Here is a 17,734-nt window from a genome sequence, read left to right as displayed (position 1 = left end):
CTTAAGGACTTATCATGGAGTTAGTTGATCTCAAAGCAAAAACTATCGCCGACCTCTTAAAGATGGCCGAGGACATGGATATCCCCGGTGTCTCAGGTCTGCGAAAGTCGGAGTTGATTTACAAAATCATGGAAAATGCTTCATCCTCAGACAGCACGATTTTGGCCGACGGCGTGTTGGAGATTTTGGATGAAGGTTATGGCTTTTTGCGCTCGCCGGATTACAACTATCTGCCGGGGCAGGACGATATTTATGTCTCGCCGTCGCAGATAAAACGATTCGATATGCGCACAGGCGACATCGTGGCCGGGCAGGTGCGTCCGCCCAAGGACAATGAACGATACTTTGCTCTTCTCAAAATCGAGTCGGTCAATTTCAATGATCCGGAGAAAACCAAGCACAAAATACTGTTTGATAATCTCACGCCGCTCTATCCCGATGAGGCCTTCAAACTTGAGGTCACCCCCGAGCGGTTGACCACCCGGATTATCGATCTCATGTGTCCCATCGGCAAAGGCCAACGTGCTCTGATCACCTCGCCGCCCAAAGCGGGTAAGACCATCATTTTGCAAAACATTGCCCAGGCCATAACCACCAACCATCCCGAGGTCAAGCTGATCGTCCTGCTGATCGATGAACGTCCCGAGGAAGTTACCGACATGAAGCGCTCGGTTAACGGTGAAGTCATCTCCTCGACCTTCGACGAACCGGCCGAGCGACACGTTCAGGTAGCCAACATGGTACTTGAGAAATCGAAACGTCTGACCGAATCCGGCCATGATGTTGTCATCCTGCTCGATTCGCTCACCCGACTGGCGCGCGCCCACAACTCGGTCGTGCCGCATTCAGGCAAAATTCTCTCCGGCGGTGTCGACTCCAACGCGCTGCACAAACCGAAAAGGTTCTTCGGCGCCGCTCGCAACATCGAAGAGGGTGGCTCACTGTCGGTCATCGCCACCGCTCTGATCGAAACCGGATCGCGAATGGACGAAGTTATCTTCGAAGAGTTCAAAGGGACCGGCAACATGGAACTGGTGCTGGATCGCAGGCTGTCCGACCGTCGTATCTTCCCCGCCATGGACATCAATCGTTCATCGACTCGTAAGGAAGAGTTGCTCATGGACGAAGATGTGCTGACTAAGATCTGGGTTTTGCGCAAGTTCCTGGCTGAGATGAATCCGATTGAAGCGATGGAGTTCCTCAATGATCGCCTCAAAAAAACCAAGAACAACGAACGGTTCTTAGCTTCGATGAAGGACTGACAGGTAAACCTGTCTTTCGCGCTCCGCGGTGATAAATCACTTCTTCGCGCTCCGCGCGTCTCCAACCCTCACCTGAGCAGGCGCCCACCTCACCCTGAGCGGAGTCGAAGGGTGACGATCCTTTCGGGACAGGGTTTTGACCTACACGAGAAGATGGACCCCGGCCTTCGCCGGCGTGACAGGAACCGATTGTGCTGTACACCATGTTTCGAACTTCTTGAATTGTCATTCTGGCGAAGGCCGGAATCCAGTCTTCGAACACAGACCTGGATGCGGGTCAATCCGCCATGACGAGATTGATACCGCGACAAGGAACCCACCCGGCGCAAAGCCTCTGGGTGGGCTACCGTGTCAGTCAATTCGAGGCTGGCGGGTCCGAAGACGGACCCACCCTACAAAAGAGAAGACTTCAAAGTCCGGGGTCGCTCAGCCAGCCGCTACAAAAGAGAAGACATCGAAGTCATGCCAAGCGCAGTCCAGGCTGCCCGCGGGCACTCTCGATTTCCATCTATCTTTTGGTTGAATTTTCCATCAAGTTACTCGTACCTAAATCAGGACAGATTAACAAAAAGGACAAAGACAATGGAAACTCCTCCAATTTCCAATTCGCCGAGCGGTTACCCGGTCGCCGGCTCGAATTCCGGCCGCAGCATCACGAGCTTGATGATGGGCGTTTTCACGGCGCCCGGTCAGACCTTTGACGAGTTCTGCAAACGCCCCAGACTCATAGTTCCCCTCATCACGGTTTTGATTCTGGCTGCGATAACCGGCGCCGTGACCGTCAAGCAGACCGGCATGATTCAGTATGACATGCTCAAGACCTCGACCACCATTCCTGCTTCCGCCCTGGAAGAGATACATCAAAAGGCTCTCGATTCCGGACCGGTCAGCGGCGCACTCGGCCCGTTTTTCGGTATCTTGATCGGCAGTATTATCGGGGCGCTGATCGCCTGGTTCTTGGGCAGCTTCGTTTTCGGCGGGAAGGCCAAGTTTTCGGCGGTCTGGGCGGTCGGCATTATGGGCAGTCTGATTTCAGTGGTCGGCGGGTTGATTAGAATGCCGCTGATTTTGGCCAAAGACACGGCCTACGTTTCTCTCGGATTCGCCGCCCTGATGCCGGGCAAAGACTTCACCTCAATCCTCTACGCGCTACTCTCCATGATGGATTTCTTCGTCATTTGGGGGGTCATTGTGACCGGTATCGGGTATGCTGCTGTCTTTGGCATATCGCGAGGCAAAGGGATAATGGTCGCGGCCATTCCGGCGGTGATAGTTATCGGCCTGATGGTCGGACTGATTGTGTTGGGTATGAGCTTTTCAGGCGTCGAGTTGAGTTGGGTGTAGCGGAGAGCGGGCTGGCCCGTCGGCCTACTTCACTTTTTTGACGGCCATCCCGCCGCCGGTGCCGACGGCGTAGAGTTTGTCCGACATCAAATAGAAATCGAGCACGGTGAACTTGGTCGCCATAGGCTCGTCTGACCAACTGCGCCCGCCATCCTCGGTCTTGAGCAATACTCCGGGATGACCACCGATATAGCCGGTCTTTTCATCGATCATCTCGACGGCGATGTAGACTTCCTTATCCGATCGGTCATTCACCCGCCAGGTCCGTCCGCTGTCGGCTGAGTAAGCGCACATACCTTGCGGCCCGGCGATAACGGCGGTGGCGCCGGCGAATGACAAGGCTCGGCCCGGTTTGCCGTCGGATGTCAGGCTGGTCTTCCAACTCTCGCCGAGGTCCTCGGAGCGGCTTAATCCACCCATAGTCAACAAGAAGAGCGGCCCGCCGGGGCGATAGAAAAACTCTTTGTATCCCACACCCACTATTTTCTGGCGATCAAAAGTCTTACCGCCGTCGGTCGATCTGAGCATAAGACCTTCATACGGATCGGCCTGAGCCCGGGTGGCGCCGGCCACCATTACAACCTGACCGGTGAGCAATTCGATGTCGAACAGCCAGGGGATAGTGTCTTTTAGCGACATGTTATCCCAGGTTGCACCGCCGTCAAGAGTGCGATAGAGCGATGCTCCGCGACCACAAACAAAACCCAGATTTCCGCTGATAAACGACACATCCTCAAGGGCTGCCCCGGTAGTGATTTGCTTCATGAACCAGCGTTTGCCACCATCGACGGTGCGACCAAACTCACCATAGTCGGTGACCACAAAGCCGGTATCGGGATGCACAAAGCATACGCCGGTAAGATTGGCCGGACTGGGAAACTTGATGCTTTGCCACTCTTGTGAGGACACTTGACCGGCCGTGCACAGCGTTATCAGGGTGGCGACCAGTGAGCGGATCATGAGGTTTTTTGTTGTCATTTTGTTCGTAGCCTTTTTACAATCATAGTTCGGTAAAGTTGACCGATTGTTGATAACAATTGAAACTACGACCTTGCGCCTGCAAAGTCAAACGATCTGAGAATCCTGCACTGGTCTCTGTCTATGGCGAACAAACCGATAGTCGAATTCAGCAACGTCTTTCATACTTCGGATCGCGGCGAACCGATTTTTGAAGATGTCAATTTGTCTATCTCCGCCGGAAGGTCGGTTGTCATATCCGGGGCGGCCGGCTCAGGCAAAACGACTCTGATCGAACTGTTATTGGGCCTGAAGTTTCCCGACAGTGGCGCCGTCGAGCTTTTTGGTGAGACTCTGAAGCCGGGGCGCAGGCATCGGCTGAAACGACTACGACGTCGGGTCGGCGGCGTGGGTGGTGTCTATGATCTGGTGCCGAGCTTGACGGTTGCCGAAAACGTACTCTTCCCGCTGATCCTCATTGCCGAACGTCGACGTATCCGCCGTGAGCGGCTGATGAAAACACTGACCGAGTTCAAGCTACTCAAACAGGCCGGACTGCGTCCATATCAACTCACGCGGGTGGAATACACTCTGGCTCAGTTTGCGCGCGCTTCGATAGCCCACCAACCGTTGTTGATAATCGATGAACCCTCGGCAGGGCTGGACCCGGCCACCTATGGGGACATTTTCGACTACCTGGTGCGGGTCTCGTTGTCCGGGCGGTCGATGATCATTCTAACCTCCGAGACCGACAGCAAAGTCCTGCCGGCCAGTGATCACTTACGAATCGAAAACGGTACTCTGCTGTGAAAGCCCTGACCCACATCGCAAGAGAGTTATTGCGCAATCTTTTCGGCCATCCAGGCGCCGCTTTCAGTTCGTTCATGTCGCTCACTCTGTTGTTTTTGTTGTTCGATCTTTTCTGGATTGCGGCCGGGACATCGGATCGCTTCTATACGCAGATGCTGTCAGAGATGGAAATGGAGTTGTTCATAGAAGCACCATCGTCGGATTCAACCCAGCTCGACTTGCAGCCGAAGCTTCAGGAGGTCGACGGTGTCAAGAGTGTGACTTTCATCTCAACCGATCAGGCGCGCCGCAGACTGGCCGACCTGATCGGCGCCGATCTGTTAGTCGGTTACGACAGCACCAATCCGCTACCTGCTTCATATATACTAACATTCGAAGATGATGCCCTCACCACCAAGGCAATGACCGAAGTCGAGACCCAGGTACTGCAGATGGAAGGGGTTGAGTTGGCCTTCTACGGGCAACGCTGGTTGGCCAAAGCCGAAGAGACGCGAGCCATCACTCTGAGCCTGGGGATGATCCTGGGCGGCTTGATTCTGATGGCGGCGTTAATTGGTTCGGCCAACAATATCCGTCTCATGACCCAGACCCGGGCCATTGGTTTCCGCCAGATGCAGATTCTCGGAGCCGGTCGCATGTTTCTGGCTGCACCGTTTTTACTGGAGGGACTCGTCATCAGCTCTCTTTCCGGCCTGGCCGGATGGGCAGCGGTGCTATACGTTCACTCGCGGGTGTCCTTCGCCCGATTCGAGCTGGTTCTGCCGCCACTTGAAGAAATGGCCATGTTCGTAGGCGTGGTATCTTTTGTCGGTCTGGTGAGCGGCTACCTCGGAATCAGAAAGATGCTCAGGTAGACCCATGCGAGTGACTACCCTGACAGTTCTTTTGGCCGTGTGCATCCCGGTCGGCTTGCTTTCGGCCAAGGACCAAAAAGAGAAGATATTCGATCAGAGAAAAGAACTCCAGCAGATTCAAGAGGAAGTCGAACAGGGGCAAAAGAGACTGGACTCACTCAAGCGCGAAGAGACGGGCGTTCAAAAAAACGTCTCCGAGTACGATCAGAAAATCGTATCCAATCGGAAGGTGATCCAGCGCTTGAACAAGAAGCTGAATGCCATAAAGAAAGATATTGGAGCGGCCACCGAACAGTTGACACAGAGCCGTGATGATTACCAACAGACCCGGCGTCGATTCCTGGCTGGTGTTCATCGTTTTTATCTGGTAGCACATAGCCCCACGGCGGCAACTTCCGAAGCGCCCAATCAGGAAGTGGAGTTGAACCGTCGCGTCGTTTACCTTACGGCCCTGGCTGATTTCGAGGCCGGTCACGTAGCAGCCGCATCGGCCTATCTGAACGAATCAATCGAACAGTTGGATGATTTCTCAGGTGAAAAATCGCGCGTGGCCGGACTCAAGAAGAAGAAAGAGACCGCCACGGCGCTCGACAAAAGCAGAAAAGAGCGGCAACAGAAAAAGCTTCAGGCCCTGCGTCGTCGTAAAACCGAAGAAGCCGACCATCTGCTGATGCTGCAACAGGCGGCCGAGGAGATGGAGGGCATCATCGCCCGCTTGGAACAACAGCGTCAGCCACCGCCCGGTCAGACGCTGCCGCCGTCCGTATTTGCGTCGATGAAGGGACAATTGCCGCCGCCGGTGCGGGGGAAAATCATCGAGACTTTTGGATCGAAGGTGCATCCGATAACCCACCTGAAATCGTTCTCACCGGGTGTTACCATCAAGGCTGCGGCGGGGCGAAAGGTCACAGCCGTGGGGGCAGGCACAGTGGCTTACGTTGGGGATTTGCGTGGCTACGGGAAATTCGTTATCCTGGATCACGGTGATCGGTACTACAGCACCTATGCCGGACTGGACCGCGTCGCGGTGACAGTCGGTCGCTATGTGCATGCCGGTGACCAGGTGGCCGTAGCGGCCTCGGAAGGTCGCGTGAAATTCGAACTGAGAGAGGGACGCCAGCCGCTTGATCCCGTGAAGTGGATACGATTTGATGCCCTTTGATATCCGACAATTCCAACCCAAAGCCTGGACGCTGTTGGCGCGGTCATTCGAGTCCGACCGGGTGGCCGGAACATACCTCTTTCATGGCCGCGAAGGACTGGGTCCCTGGGCTCTGGCGGTGTCGCTGGCCGCCTTGCTCAACTGTGAGCAGCCCAAAAAAGAGGACACCGATCTCACTCCGTGCGGTGCCTGTCGCAACTGCCGCGCTGTTTTCGGATTGAATTTTGAGGGTCTCATGGTGGCCGTTCCTTTGCCGCCGCACAAGACCTCGACTGATGCCGTCGAGTTGACCAACGAGGTTTTGGAAACTCGGCGTCGTGAACCGTTTGCCCTCATCACTGCCACGGCCACCACCAATATTCCCATTGCCACGGCCCGCGAAATCAAACGTTCACTCAGTCGCAAAGCGCCCGAAGGCATCACGCGGCTGGTCTTGTTTGATCGCATGGAACGAATGAGGCTCGACTCAGCCGACGCCCTGCTGAAGATGATCGAAGAACCTCCCACCGATACGGTTATAGTGCTCACCGCCGAACGGCCGGAAGCGCTTCTGCCGACCATCCAGTCGCGTGCCCAAAAAGTCAGGCTGGAACGTATCGGCTCCGAAGCAATCGAACAGTATCTGATCGGGCAGTACCAATTGACCGCAAGCCGGGCTCAGCTTCTGTCCCGCATTGCCGACGGCTCACTGGGCAAAGCTATCGAGTTGATCCACGGCGAAGAGGATGAGGATTCGTCCCAGCGAGCGGTCGGTTTTCTCCTGTTCAAGTCTTTGCTCACGCAGGATGGCCCCGAAGTCGTGGCCCACCTGTCGGAGTTGATAAGCCCCCGCGATCGTGGCCAGGCGGATCAATTGCTGAAGCTGTGGCAATCGTTAATCCGTGACTGTTCGCGCTTTGCCGTCCTTGGCGACGACAACGAACTGACCAACATCGACTTTGCCGCCGACCTGAAGAAATTGTCGACCTATTTTGTCGATTCTCGCCTGGCGGCCGAGATGTCCGACCAAATCAAGATTAGCCTTGCCGATTTGGGCTTGAATGTGCATATTCTTGGCTCATTGACAGCTCTGGTGCTCAAGCTCAGGGCGTTGATCGACGCCACCCGATCACGTTAATAATCCGGCGTCGGCAGTAAATGGAATAAATCGATGGCTGAACTATATCTGGTAGAATTCAAAGGTTCGCGCAAAGAGTACTTCTTCAACAGCTATTATCACTCCCTCAAAATCGATGACCTGGTAATCGTGCAAGCCGAACGAGGCGAGGACATCGGAGTGTTGCTCAACAAAGTAGAAACTCAATCGGACTTAGGTGACCGCGGGCGACCCCGTTCCATTCTAAGGCGGGCTTCGGGCGAAGATGTCGAGGCGCTTCAAGACCTCAGAAGCAGGGAACGCGACTTTCAAGGCGAAGTCATCAAGACAGTCGCCACATACAAGCTGGAGATGAAAGTGGTCGATGTTGAATGTCAGTTCGACGGCAACAAGATGACCATTTACTTCACGGCCGATCACCGCGTGGATTTCCGCGAACTGGTAAAGGAGTTGGCGGCCAAGTTTCGGACCCGTATCGAACTTAGACAAATAGGTGTGCGCGACGAGGCAAGGCGGCTGGGTGGCTACGGTATCTGCGGTCTGAGGCAGTGTTGCAACACCTTCATCCAGGATTTTGCTCCCATCTCCACGCAGCACGCCCGCGAGCAGGATTTACCTTTGAACCCGGCCAAAATCTCAGGCAACTGCGGTCGCCTGCTCTGCTGCCTTCGCTATGAAGCCGGGCAGTATGGTGAATGCAAGCGCCGTTTTCCGGCTGCCGGTTCGCATGTCACTACCAAAGCGGGCGAGTCGGGCACTATCGAACGGATTGATATCTTCAAGGAAGAAGCAATCATTCGAGATTCCGAAGGTCATCGCTTCAGCAGCCCCGCCGACGGGCTCATGACCCCCAAAGGACGGGCCGAGACCATCCATGGCTCAACTGCCGACGGCTCCACCGACGCAAGGAAGAGGCGTCAAAGGCCGACAAATAGACCGTCGGACAAAAACGGTCGACCGCCGGAAACTGATACCGAATCAGAGAGGAGTTAGCAGGTGCCAAGACCATTCTATGTTACCACGCCGATTTATTACGTCAATGATAAACCGCATATTGGCCATGCTTACACGACAATTGCAGCCGACCTGCTGGCTCGATTCTATCGACTGACCGGACGCGAATCCTTTTTCCTGACCGGGACCGATGAACACGGTTCCAAAGTAGCCGAAGCCGCTGCTGAAGCCGGTGTCTCCGAAGTCGAGTTCTGTAACAAATCGATCGAAACTTTCAAACAAGCCTGGACGAATCTCGATATTGCCTACGACGATTTCATTCGCACTACTTCCAAACGTCATGAAGAGGCGGTCCGGAAAATCCTCGACGCCATGCGAGCCGCCAAGACAGACGACGGCCTTGATGTAGTATACTCTGGCTACTATGAAGGTCTCTACTGCACCGGTTGCGAGAAATTTCTCACCGAGAAGGAGCTGGTTGATGGCCTCTGTCCGGATCACCAGAAAGCACCGGAAAAACTCAAAGAGGAAAACTACTTTTTCAGACTCAGCGCCTACCTGCCTATTCTGAAGGAGAAGATCGAGACCGGCGAACTGAAAATTCTGCCCGATGAACGAAGACGAGAGGTCCTCGGACTGATCGATCAGGACTTGCCCGATTTTTCTCTCTCGCGCGAAAGAGTCAAATGGGGCATCCCGTTGCCGTTCGATGAATCGCAGGTGGCTTATGTTTGGGTCGACGCCCTCTCGAACTATATCAGTGCCATCGGGTATGCCGATGATCCGGACAAGTTCGACAAATGGTGGAACAAGGCCGACGTGGTCCACCTCATGGCCAAAGACATCCTTAAGTTTCATTGTCTTTGGTGGCCGGCCATGTTGATGGCGGCCGGAGTCAAACTCCCCGAGACTATGTTCCTTCACGGCTTCTTCACTGTGGATGGACAGAAAATGTCGAAGTCAATCGGGGCCAAGATAGACCCCAATGACATGGTCTCTGAATTCGGCGCGGATGGGGCCCGATACCTCTTGTTGACGCAGTACCCATTCGGCATCGACGGCGACATTCAGGCCAACCGGTTTATCACTCAATACAACTCCGACCTGGCCAACGACCTCGGCAATCTGGTTTCACGGGTGGCCAAGATGGTCATGGTCAACTTTGAGGGTCGTTTGCCCAAACCGCTGGAGGGCCTTGAGGGAATGCAGGCTTTGATGGAACAGGCGGAGCGACTGCCGAACGCCGCACACGAACACATAAATGGTTTTCGCATCGGTCGCGCCATCGGCGATGCGATAGACATGGTGCGCGCCGCCAACAAATTCTTCAATGACCTGGCCCCCTGGAAACTGGCTAAAGAGGGACGCACCGATGAGCTTGGCGGTGTTCTGTATACTTGCTGCGAAATCCTGCGGATTGTGTCGGTGGTGCTCTTTCCGGTTATGCCGACAAAGATGCGTGAGCTGCGTGGCGTACTCTCACTCGACGACAGCACACTCTCCCTGGACAATGCACGCGAATTCTTTAACCTCCAGCCGGGCGCAAAGATTCATATCGATGGATCGATCTTCCCGCGTCTGAAGCCATCCGAAGCCAAGAAGCCGGCTGTAACCGCGGATGCGGGATCGGCTGAAGCCAACCTGCTGGACATTTCCGACTTCGCCAGAGCCGACATGCGCGTGGCCAAAGTGCTGGAAGCTGAGACAGTCGAAGGAGCCGACAAACTACTCAAGCTTCAGATCGATCTGGGTGACCATAAACGTCAGATCGTGGCCGGTATTGCCAAACAGTACAGCCCGGAAAAGATCATCGGCATGAGCATAATTGTCGTGACCAATCTCAAGCCGGCCAAAATCCGTGGCGTAGAATCCAACGGCATGCTGCTGGCGGCAAGCAAAGGCAAGAAGCTGGCTTTGGTGATACCGGACGGCGACCTGCCGCTGGGCGCCAGAGTGAGTTGATGATCGACTCCCATTGCCATCTGGACTTTGAACCGTTCCACTCCAGGCTCGACGAGGTACTGGCTGCGGCCCGGGGTGCCTCTGTTCACACAGTAGTCAATATCGGCGCCGATATCAAATCCTCCCGAAGGTCGGTCGACTTGGCCTCAAGCCACGAGATGATATATGCCACGGTTGGTGTTCATCCGCACGATGCAAAAACTGTCAACGAAGACATCCTCACCGAGCTTGAGCAGCTTGCCTCTCACCACAAAGTAGTCGCTATCGGCGAGATCGGGCTGGATTTTTTCAGGGACCTGTCACCTCGTCCGGTCCAGAAGAAAGCCTTTCATCAACAATTGGAATTGGCCGCAAAGCTGAACATGCCGGTTGTGATTCATACTCGCGAGGCGTTTCGCCAGACAGTTGACATTGTGCGTGTGTACTCAGCTGACTTGCCGGGCGGTGTGTTCCACTGCTTCCCCGGAACGGTTGAGGAAGCGCACGAGGTTTTTGAGTTGGGCTTTATCGTCGGTCTGGGTGGTGTTATCACTTACCGAGGTGCCGGGATGGCTCAAGTGGCAGCCGAGGTGCCGCTTGAGAAAATCGTGCTGGAAACCGATGCGCCATACCTGACGCCGGTACCACATCGCGGCAAGACAAATGAACCGGCCTACCTAAAACACACCTGCCGCAAGCTGGCCGAGCTTCGTTCGATTTCGGTCGACGAAGTAGAGAGGGTTACCGATAGAGCCTGCCAGAAACTGTACCGACTGGTGGAGACTTTTGGGGATTGACCCATGAGCGGCTATCGTCCCAAGAAACGTCTGGGCCAGAACTTCCTGATTTCAAAAGAGACCATCCAAAGAATCATAGATCTGATTCAACCCACCGACGCCCAGTCTATAATCGAGATCGGCGCCGGCCGCGGCGCGTTGACCCTGCCGATGGCTCAATCAGGCGCCATCGTTACCGCTGTAGAAATCGATAGGGATCTGATTGGATATCTTGAGAAGCTCCTCGAAAACTACCCCAACAGTTCGATACTCAATCAGGACTTTCTCAGGTTGGACCCAACAGCGGCCAAGCTCGCACCCTTTGTGCTGGTAGGTAATCTTCCATACCAGATCAGTTCTCCGGTGATCGAGTGGGTGGTGCAGAACCGGGAGTCCGTGCAGGTGGCCTTTCTGATGATGCAGAAAGAAGTTGCCGAACGTTTGGCCTCGTCGCCCGGCAGTAAAGACTGGTCACCCCTGGCCATTTTTACCCAGTTGTATTTTGACGTGGAGACCTGTTTCACGGTTGGGCCGAGCGCTTTTCGACCAGCGCCCAAAGTGACTTCGGCGGTAGTCAGAATGACTCCGAAGGCCGCCGATGTCGTGGCCGATCCGGTGCCCTTCCAGCGAATCGTGCGCGCGGCATTCAGACAAAGACGCAAGCTGCTGGTAAACAATCTACTCGGTGAGGTTACCACAGGCCCCGAATTCCTGCGGTCGCTGCTTTTGAAAATGAATCTGCCGGTTGACATCCGCGCCGAGCAAGTTTCCACCGAACAGTTCTGCGCCCTGGCCGACGAGTTGGTCAGCCATCTAACCAGGTAGATCATCTAAATACATTTTGAATTTGACATCCTTAATGGCTATCGATAGGTTTTGGTTTGATGAGAGTCGGGACCAAGGATCAGGGCTCGACCTAAATTGAAACAAGGAGTGTCTCTTGTCATCACTCACGATAAATGTCGATGCAGTGGCGGCGCTGCGTGGTCTGTGCGGCTTTGCCGAACCGGACCCGGTGCAGGCCGCCGTGCTGGCTGAGTTGGCCGGCGCCGATGGGATAGCCATCCAGATTTCACCCCAACGTCAGTTCATACGTGATCGTGATCTGTATCTCTTGAAAGGTGTGGTCAAAACCAGGCTCACCCTTGAAATGCCGCCGTCCGAGCAGTTTGTGACCAAGGCGCTCGAAGTCAAGCCGTGGATGGTGACATTCGCATCCGATCAACAGGGTGGTGATGCTGCTCTCCTGCCTGTGGATCTTACCAACACCGAGATTGACTATCGCGATCTGACCGACCGCCTGACGGCAGTCGGCGTGCTGGTTGGGTTCTTTGTGGACCCTCAGAGCGAGCAGGTTAAGCAGGTGGCCAGGTTTGGCGGTACCACCATCCTGCTGAACTGTTTGGGTTACACCAACGCCCGGACGCTTGAAGCCGCTCAGCAGGAACTGGATCGTATCGATGCCACGGCAGCGGCTGCTGCGAAAGCCGGATTAGCCGTCAATTGTGGACGGGGTCTGACCTATCGTAATCTCTCGCCGATTGTGGAACTGGGCCTGGCCGACGAATTCGTAGTCGGCTACGCCGTCGCCGCCCGCGCCCTGCTGGTGGGGTACGAGCGGGCAGTAATAGAGATGCTGAGGTTGATTGATAAACCGGTGCCGACCCAGTAAGAACCATTGTGCCCAAGCCCAGCCATCAGAATAGACCGGAAGTAGTGATCACTATCCCGGATGACCTGCCGCCCAAACGACTGGATAGCTATCTTGCCTCCCGCGATGATCTGAATCTCACTCGCAGCCGCATCCAGAAGTTGTTCGAAAGCGGTCTGATCACGCTCGACGGTCAGCCGGTCCTCAAGAAACATCGGGTCAAAGGGGGGGAGACAATCATTCTGGCCATCCCGCCGGTGGTCAAAACGGACCTGAAAGGCGAACCGATTCCGCTCGATATCGTGCATGAGGATGAGCATCTGGTGGTAGTCAACAAACCGGCCGGGATGGTCACCCATCCGGCCGTCGGAAACCATTCGGGAACACTGGTCAACGCTCTGGTTCACCACCTGGGCAGCCTGCCGCAGTCGAGCGGCGCCGACCGTCCGGGAATCGTGCACCGACTGGACAAAGATACCTCTGGTCTCTTGGTGGTGGCTCGGACCGACACTGTGCTAAGCGCTCTGCAAAAAGCGGTCCAGGAACGTCGGGTGACACGCAGCTATTCCGCTTTAGTTTGCGGGCACGTCAAAGAGGAGGCGGGAACTATCGATCTTCCGATAGGAAGGTCCTTGAAAAACCGCAAAAGGATGACAGTCACTCATGTCAACAGTCGGGAATCGGTGACCGATTACAAGCTACAGGATCGATTTCGATCCTATGATCTGCTCGAAGTGAACCTCCACACCGGACGGACGCATCAGATACGCGTGCACTTTTCGCACGTCGGTCATCCCGTGTTTGGCGATCCCGATTATGGTGGCCGCCAGAAGTGGCACCGTGGTATCTTTGCTCCGGAACGACTGCTGGCCAAAAAGCTGCTTGAGATTCTACCCCGCCAGGCGCTGCATGCGGCGCGGCTTAAGTTCACGCATCCGGTGACCGGTGACCTTCTTGACCTCCACCGCGATCCCCCGGAAGATTATCAGGATTTGTTGGATGTCCTGGATGAAGAGGGGCGGTAGACAAATCACTCATAAATGGGTTCCTCGCTCGTCGGAGGAGCGAAGCGCATGTGACCCATTTATGGGCGGCTTGACCGTGTCGTCCTGAGCGCAGTCGAAGGGTGCGCCGTAATGCTCGGTTACCTGTCACCCCGGCGAAGGCCGGGGTCCATCTTTTCTTGTAGCAATTCTCTGTAGGTCGAGACCCCTGGCCCGAAGGGTCGTCCTGAGCGGAGTCGAAGGACGGGTCTCGACATTATCGACCACCAAGCCAAAACCAAAGAATCCCGCGCTGCGCGGGATGTCGAAACCACAGGGCTTTCGACCTACGGTTGCTTCTCTTGTAGGTCAGGTCCTTTACGGACCTGACAAAGACCGACAGTCAGGACCACAAGGGTCCTGACCTACTCCTGTGGAATTGCGGGTGGGTTAGTCTCATTACGGACTCTTCCGGAGCACAAGCACCAGCCGCCAGGCTGCTTTGGCGTTGTCGAACGGAATGTTTACATCGAGGTCGCCATACATCGCGGCAATATGAAACCGCCCGGACAGGTCCAACAATGCTCGCAAGGTTCCAAACACGAGGCGTCGTGACTCGCTCGGACTCTCATAGTTTTTGACCAGGCCGTCCTGCTCAAGGCTGAATTTTACCGTCCCTAAGTCGGTCTCGGTTAGCGGATCGAAAACTCCGTCCGAGCACCAATCAATCGACAGCTTGGCCCCTTCTTCTTCCATCTCCCAAACATCCTGGGTGCTTTTCCCGGTGTCAAAGGCATCACGCGGGTGTGGCAGTTCCAAAACGTACAACCCACCCTCTCGCAGGTTGTCCGCCACGGCATCCAGGTGTTCGACAATGTCGCGATTGGTCAACAGGTGACTGAAAGTCGCCATCATGCAGCAGGCCAGGTCGACCCTTTGCTCCAGCCGGAAATCCCGCATGTCGGCTTCGAGAATATGGCCGGGCAGTTTCTCTTCGTCGTAGGTTCTCTGAGCGTACAGAGCCATCTCCGGCGACAAATCGACACCGTAGGCGGTCACGCCCCGTCGTCCGAATTCGCGGCAGTACTGCCCCGGTCCGCAGCCCAGTTCGACCATCGACTTGATCTCGGCACAGCCGGCCAGTCTGGCCGCTTCGCTGATAAAATCGGTCGCTTTGGCGTAATCGCGCCAACTGAAAGCCAATTCGTACAGGTCGGGATTCTCATAGGGATTTCTGGGTTCAGGCATCTCTCGCTCCTGTATACTGGTTGACTTTCATTTGGTCGCCACATATATAATGCCAATGAACGACTCAAGCAAGAAAACCAAACTCACATACGCCGACTCAGGAGTCGATATCTCAGCCGGTGACGCCGCCGTGCAGCGAATCAAGAAACTGGCTGCGTCGACCTTCAACGACCAGGTGCTGAGCGATATTGGAGCTTTCGGAGGTTTATTCAAGCCGGACATGAGCGGCCTGGCCGAGCCGGTGTTTATTTCCTCGACCGACTCAGTCGGCACCAAACTGAAACTGGCTTTCGTGACCGGGCGTCACGACACTGTCGGCGAAGACCTGATCAATCATTGTGTTGGTGATATTCTGGTGCACGGCGCCAAGCCGCTTTTCTTCTTGGACTACATCGGCATCGGCAAGCTTGACCAAAACGTGGTGGCCGACTTGGTCGAAGGACTCAGCCGCGGCTGTCGAAATGTCGGCATGGCTCTTTTGGGCGGCGAGACAGCGGAACTAACAGATCTTTACCAGCCGGGTGAGTACGATCTGGCCGGGTTTATCGTCGGTATGGCTGATCGGGCCAATGTCATCGACGGTTCGGCTATCAAAGAGGGTGACGTCTGTCTTGGTCTGCCCTCGAACGGTCTGCACACAAATGGTTTCACTTTGGCCCGAAAGGTCGTCTTTGAGATCGCTCGTCTCAAGCCGGACGATTTTTTCCCGCAGCTAAAAACGACAATCGGTGAGGCGCTTTTGGCTGTGCATCGCTGTTACGCGCCGATTGTGCATCCGTTGTTGCCTCAGTTTGCCGTCCACGGCATGGCGCATATTACCGGCGGTGGAATCCAGGGCAATCTCAATCGCGTCATGCCCGACGGTCTGAGCGCCGAGATCGACAAGAGCAAGTGGCCGGTGCCGCCGATTTTCACGATTCTTAAAGACCTGGGGAACATCGATCCTGACGACATCTATCGAACCTTCAACATGGGCATCGGTTATATAATCGTGGTCGAGGCAAAAGATGCCGATAGCGTCTGTGCCGCTGTAGAACAGATGGGTGAACAGGTTTATAGGATCGGCCGAGTTGTCACCGGAAGCGAACCGGTGGTCATGATCGGTGACTGAACGACTGCATTGATCCAAGGGATAGCATGATTCTTCTGTGCATTATGGATGGTTTTGGCTGGCGCGAGCCGCTGCCCGACAACGCTATCGCCTTAGCAACCAAACCGAATTTCGACCGGCTGATGGCCGAGCATCCCAACACTCTGATTGATGGCTCCGGCGCTGCCGTTGGCCTGCCCGACGGGCAGATGGGCAACAGCGAAGTGGGGCATCTCAATCTCGGTTCGGGCCGCATCGTCTATCAGGATATCTCGCGCATCGATCAGGCAATCGCCGACCGTTCGTTCTTCGAAAATCCATCGCTATCATCAGCCATTGATCGCGCCGCGGCTGCGGGTAAGGGGATGCATCTTTTCGGACTGGTCTCCAATGGTTGCGTACACTCCTCCCTGGAGCATCTTTACGCGCTGGTCCAGATGGCCAAAGATAGAAACGTCGGCGAGGTTTACCTCCACGCCTTCATGGATGGCCGTGACACGCCACCCGACTCCGGTCAACATTTTATGAAAGAGGTGCTGGACAAGTTCAAGGAGATAGGGCTGGGCCGGGTGGCCACTATATCCGGTCGTTACTTCGCCATGGATCGTGACCAGCGCTGGGAGCGTGTGGATAAAGCCTACCGAGCAATCGTGCATGCAGAGGGACAGAGGTTCGACGACCCGCTCGAAGCCATCAAGGCATCGTATGCAGCCGGCGTCACCGATGAATTCATCGAGCCGTTGGTGATAACCAACGACGGCGGGCCGTCCGGATGTCTGAACAATGACGATCTGGCTGTCATGTTCAATTTCCGCGCCGACCGGGTGCGCGAGCTCTCTCAGATGTTCCTGGGTTATGCCAACGATGGCTACCACCACCCCGACAACCCTCAGGTCGAGTTGGTCACCATGACCAACTACGATGTCACCATGACCGAGGCCAAAGTGGTTTTCCAATCAACGCGGCTTGACAACATTCTGGGCGCCGTTCTTGCGCGCTCCGGCAAAAAACAACTTCGCACGGCTGAGACTGAGAAGTATGCGCATGTGACGTTTTTTTTCAATGGCGGTGTCGAAAAACCATTCGATGGAGAGGATCGCGACTTGATCCCGTCCCCCAAAGTGGCTACCTACGATCTCCAACCGGAAATGTCGTCGGTGGCTGTTACCGACAATGCGGTGCAAAAAATAGCATCGGGCGAGTATGATCTGATTGTGCTGAACTATGCCAACTGCGACATGGTCGGTCATACCGGCGATTTCGATGCCGCCAGGCAGGCTGTGGAAGCTGTCGATATCGGACTGGGGCGGCTGTTGGAGGCCGTCGGGAGTCAGGCTGGGGTGGCCCTGATTACGGCCGATCACGGCAATGCTGAAATGATGATCGATCCCGACTCCGGTGGGCCATGGACCGCACATACGACCAACCCGGTTCCGTGCGTTTTGTATGATCCGGCTGAGAAGGTTGGACGAAAGGGAACTGTTGCTCTGCGCGAAGGTGGTATTCTGGCTGATATTGCACCCACTGTTCTTCACGTTATGGAACTCAACGTCCCGGCTGAGATGACCGGGAAATCACTAATAGAACGAGGGTAACAAGCTGCTTG

Annotated in this window: 16 protein-coding genes; 14 read left to right on the top strand and 2 right to left on the bottom strand. The window is 55.3% G+C overall.

The window, feature by feature from the left end; translation table 11 throughout:
- Positions 1–14: 14 nt before the first annotated feature.
- Positions 15–1,262, top strand: coding sequence for a transcription termination factor Rho (gene rho, locus OEV49_01525; GenBank protein ID MDH3889736.1), 1,248 nt, complete (start codon positions 15–17; stop codon positions 1,260–1,262).
- A 582-nt stretch (positions 1,263–1,844) separates the two neighbouring features.
- On the top strand, positions 1,845–2,606 hold the full coding sequence (locus tag OEV49_01520; protein MDH3889735.1) for a YIP1 family protein: 762 nt from the start codon (positions 1,845–1,847) through the stop codon (positions 2,604–2,606).
- 24 nt (positions 2,607–2,630) lie between these two features.
- On the opposite strand, the gene OEV49_01515 is transcribed toward OEV49_01520, so the two are convergent.
- A complete protein-coding gene (locus tag OEV49_01515) occupies positions 2,631–3,584 on the bottom strand; it encodes a YCF48-related protein (protein ID MDH3889734.1) in 954 nt (317 codons plus the stop codon).
- Positions 3,585–3,707: 123 nt separating this feature from the next.
- On the opposite strand from OEV49_01515, the gene OEV49_01510 reads away from it, so the two are divergent.
- The 10 genes from OEV49_01510 to OEV49_01465 all read left to right on the top strand — a co-directional run bounded on the left by OEV49_01510 (position 3,708) and on the right by OEV49_01465 (position 13,832).
- On the top strand, positions 3,708–4,373 hold the full coding sequence (locus OEV49_01510) for an ATP-binding cassette domain-containing protein (GenBank protein ID MDH3889733.1): 666 nt from the start codon (positions 3,708–3,710) through the stop codon (positions 4,371–4,373).
- 29 nt (positions 4,374–4,402) lie between these two features.
- Positions 4,403–5,227: a permease-like cell division protein FtsX gene (locus OEV49_01505; GenBank protein MDH3889732.1), complete on the top strand. Its 825-nt coding sequence runs from the start codon at positions 4,403–4,405 to the stop codon at positions 5,225–5,227.
- A 4-nt stretch (positions 5,228–5,231) separates the two neighbouring features.
- The gene (locus OEV49_01500) at positions 5,232–6,389 is read left to right on the top strand and encodes a peptidoglycan DD-metalloendopeptidase family protein (GenBank protein ID MDH3889731.1); all 1,158 of its coding nucleotides are present in this window, start codon (positions 5,232–5,234) and stop codon (positions 6,387–6,389) included.
- The gene (locus OEV49_01495; protein ID MDH3889730.1) at positions 6,379–7,506 is read left to right on the top strand and encodes a hypothetical protein; all 1,128 of its coding nucleotides are present in this window, start codon (positions 6,379–6,381) and stop codon (positions 7,504–7,506) included. Before OEV49_01500 ends, OEV49_01495 begins: the two co-directional genes overlap by 11 nt.
- Before the next feature lie 33 nt (positions 7,507–7,539).
- Positions 7,540–8,478, top strand: a complete 939-nt coding sequence (ricT, locus tag OEV49_01490; protein MDH3889729.1) for a regulatory iron-sulfur-containing complex subunit RicT — start codon at positions 7,540–7,542, stop codon at positions 8,476–8,478.
- A 3-nt stretch (positions 8,479–8,481) separates the two neighbouring features.
- Positions 8,482–10,401 (top strand): methionine--tRNA ligase, encoded by a 1,920-nt coding sequence (gene metG, locus OEV49_01485; GenBank protein MDH3889728.1) that lies wholly within the window; start codon positions 8,482–8,484, stop codon positions 10,399–10,401.
- Positions 10,401–11,177, top strand: a complete 777-nt coding sequence (locus tag OEV49_01480) for a TatD family hydrolase (protein ID MDH3889727.1) — start codon at positions 10,401–10,403, stop codon at positions 11,175–11,177. Before metG ends, OEV49_01480 begins: the two co-directional genes overlap by 1 nt.
- Before the next feature lie 3 nt (positions 11,178–11,180).
- Complete coding sequence (gene rsmA, locus OEV49_01475; GenBank protein MDH3889726.1) at positions 11,181–11,981, top strand: 16S rRNA (adenine(1518)-N(6)/adenine(1519)-N(6))-dimethyltransferase RsmA; 801 nt, start codon at positions 11,181–11,183, stop codon at positions 11,979–11,981.
- A gap of 115 nt (positions 11,982–12,096) precedes the next feature.
- Positions 12,097–12,828, top strand: a complete 732-nt coding sequence (locus OEV49_01470) for a pyridoxine 5'-phosphate synthase (protein ID MDH3889725.1) — start codon at positions 12,097–12,099, stop codon at positions 12,826–12,828.
- A gap of 8 nt (positions 12,829–12,836) precedes the next feature.
- Positions 12,837–13,832 (top strand): RluA family pseudouridine synthase, encoded by a 996-nt coding sequence (locus OEV49_01465; GenBank protein ID MDH3889724.1) that lies wholly within the window; start codon positions 12,837–12,839, stop codon positions 13,830–13,832.
- Between the two features lie 417 nt (positions 13,833–14,249).
- Here the strand turns inward: OEV49_01465 and OEV49_01460 are convergent, their stop codons facing one another.
- Positions 14,250–15,038, bottom strand: coding sequence for a class I SAM-dependent methyltransferase (locus OEV49_01460; protein ID MDH3889723.1), 789 nt, complete (start codon positions 15,036–15,038; stop codon positions 14,250–14,252).
- Between the two features lie 55 nt (positions 15,039–15,093).
- Between OEV49_01460 and purM the strand changes: the two genes are divergently transcribed.
- Together purM and gpmI are read left to right on the top strand one after the other, a co-directional pair.
- Complete coding sequence (gene purM / locus OEV49_01455) at positions 15,094–16,149, top strand: phosphoribosylformylglycinamidine cyclo-ligase (protein ID MDH3889722.1); 1,056 nt, start codon at positions 15,094–15,096, stop codon at positions 16,147–16,149.
- 26 nt (positions 16,150–16,175) lie between these two features.
- Positions 16,176–17,723, top strand: a complete 1,548-nt coding sequence (gene gpmI, locus OEV49_01450; protein MDH3889721.1) for a 2,3-bisphosphoglycerate-independent phosphoglycerate mutase — start codon at positions 16,176–16,178, stop codon at positions 17,721–17,723.
- The last annotated feature ends 11 nt before the right edge of the window (positions 17,724–17,734 follow it).

It is taken from the genome of Candidatus Zixiibacteriota bacterium (assembly GCA_029860345.1).
In the GTDB taxonomy this organism is placed as follows: Bacteria; Zixibacteria; MSB-5A5; order GN15; family FEB-12; genus JAJRTA01.
Note: the sequence above shows the minus strand (reverse complement) of the source record. Positions and strands in the feature narration are given on the sequence as shown.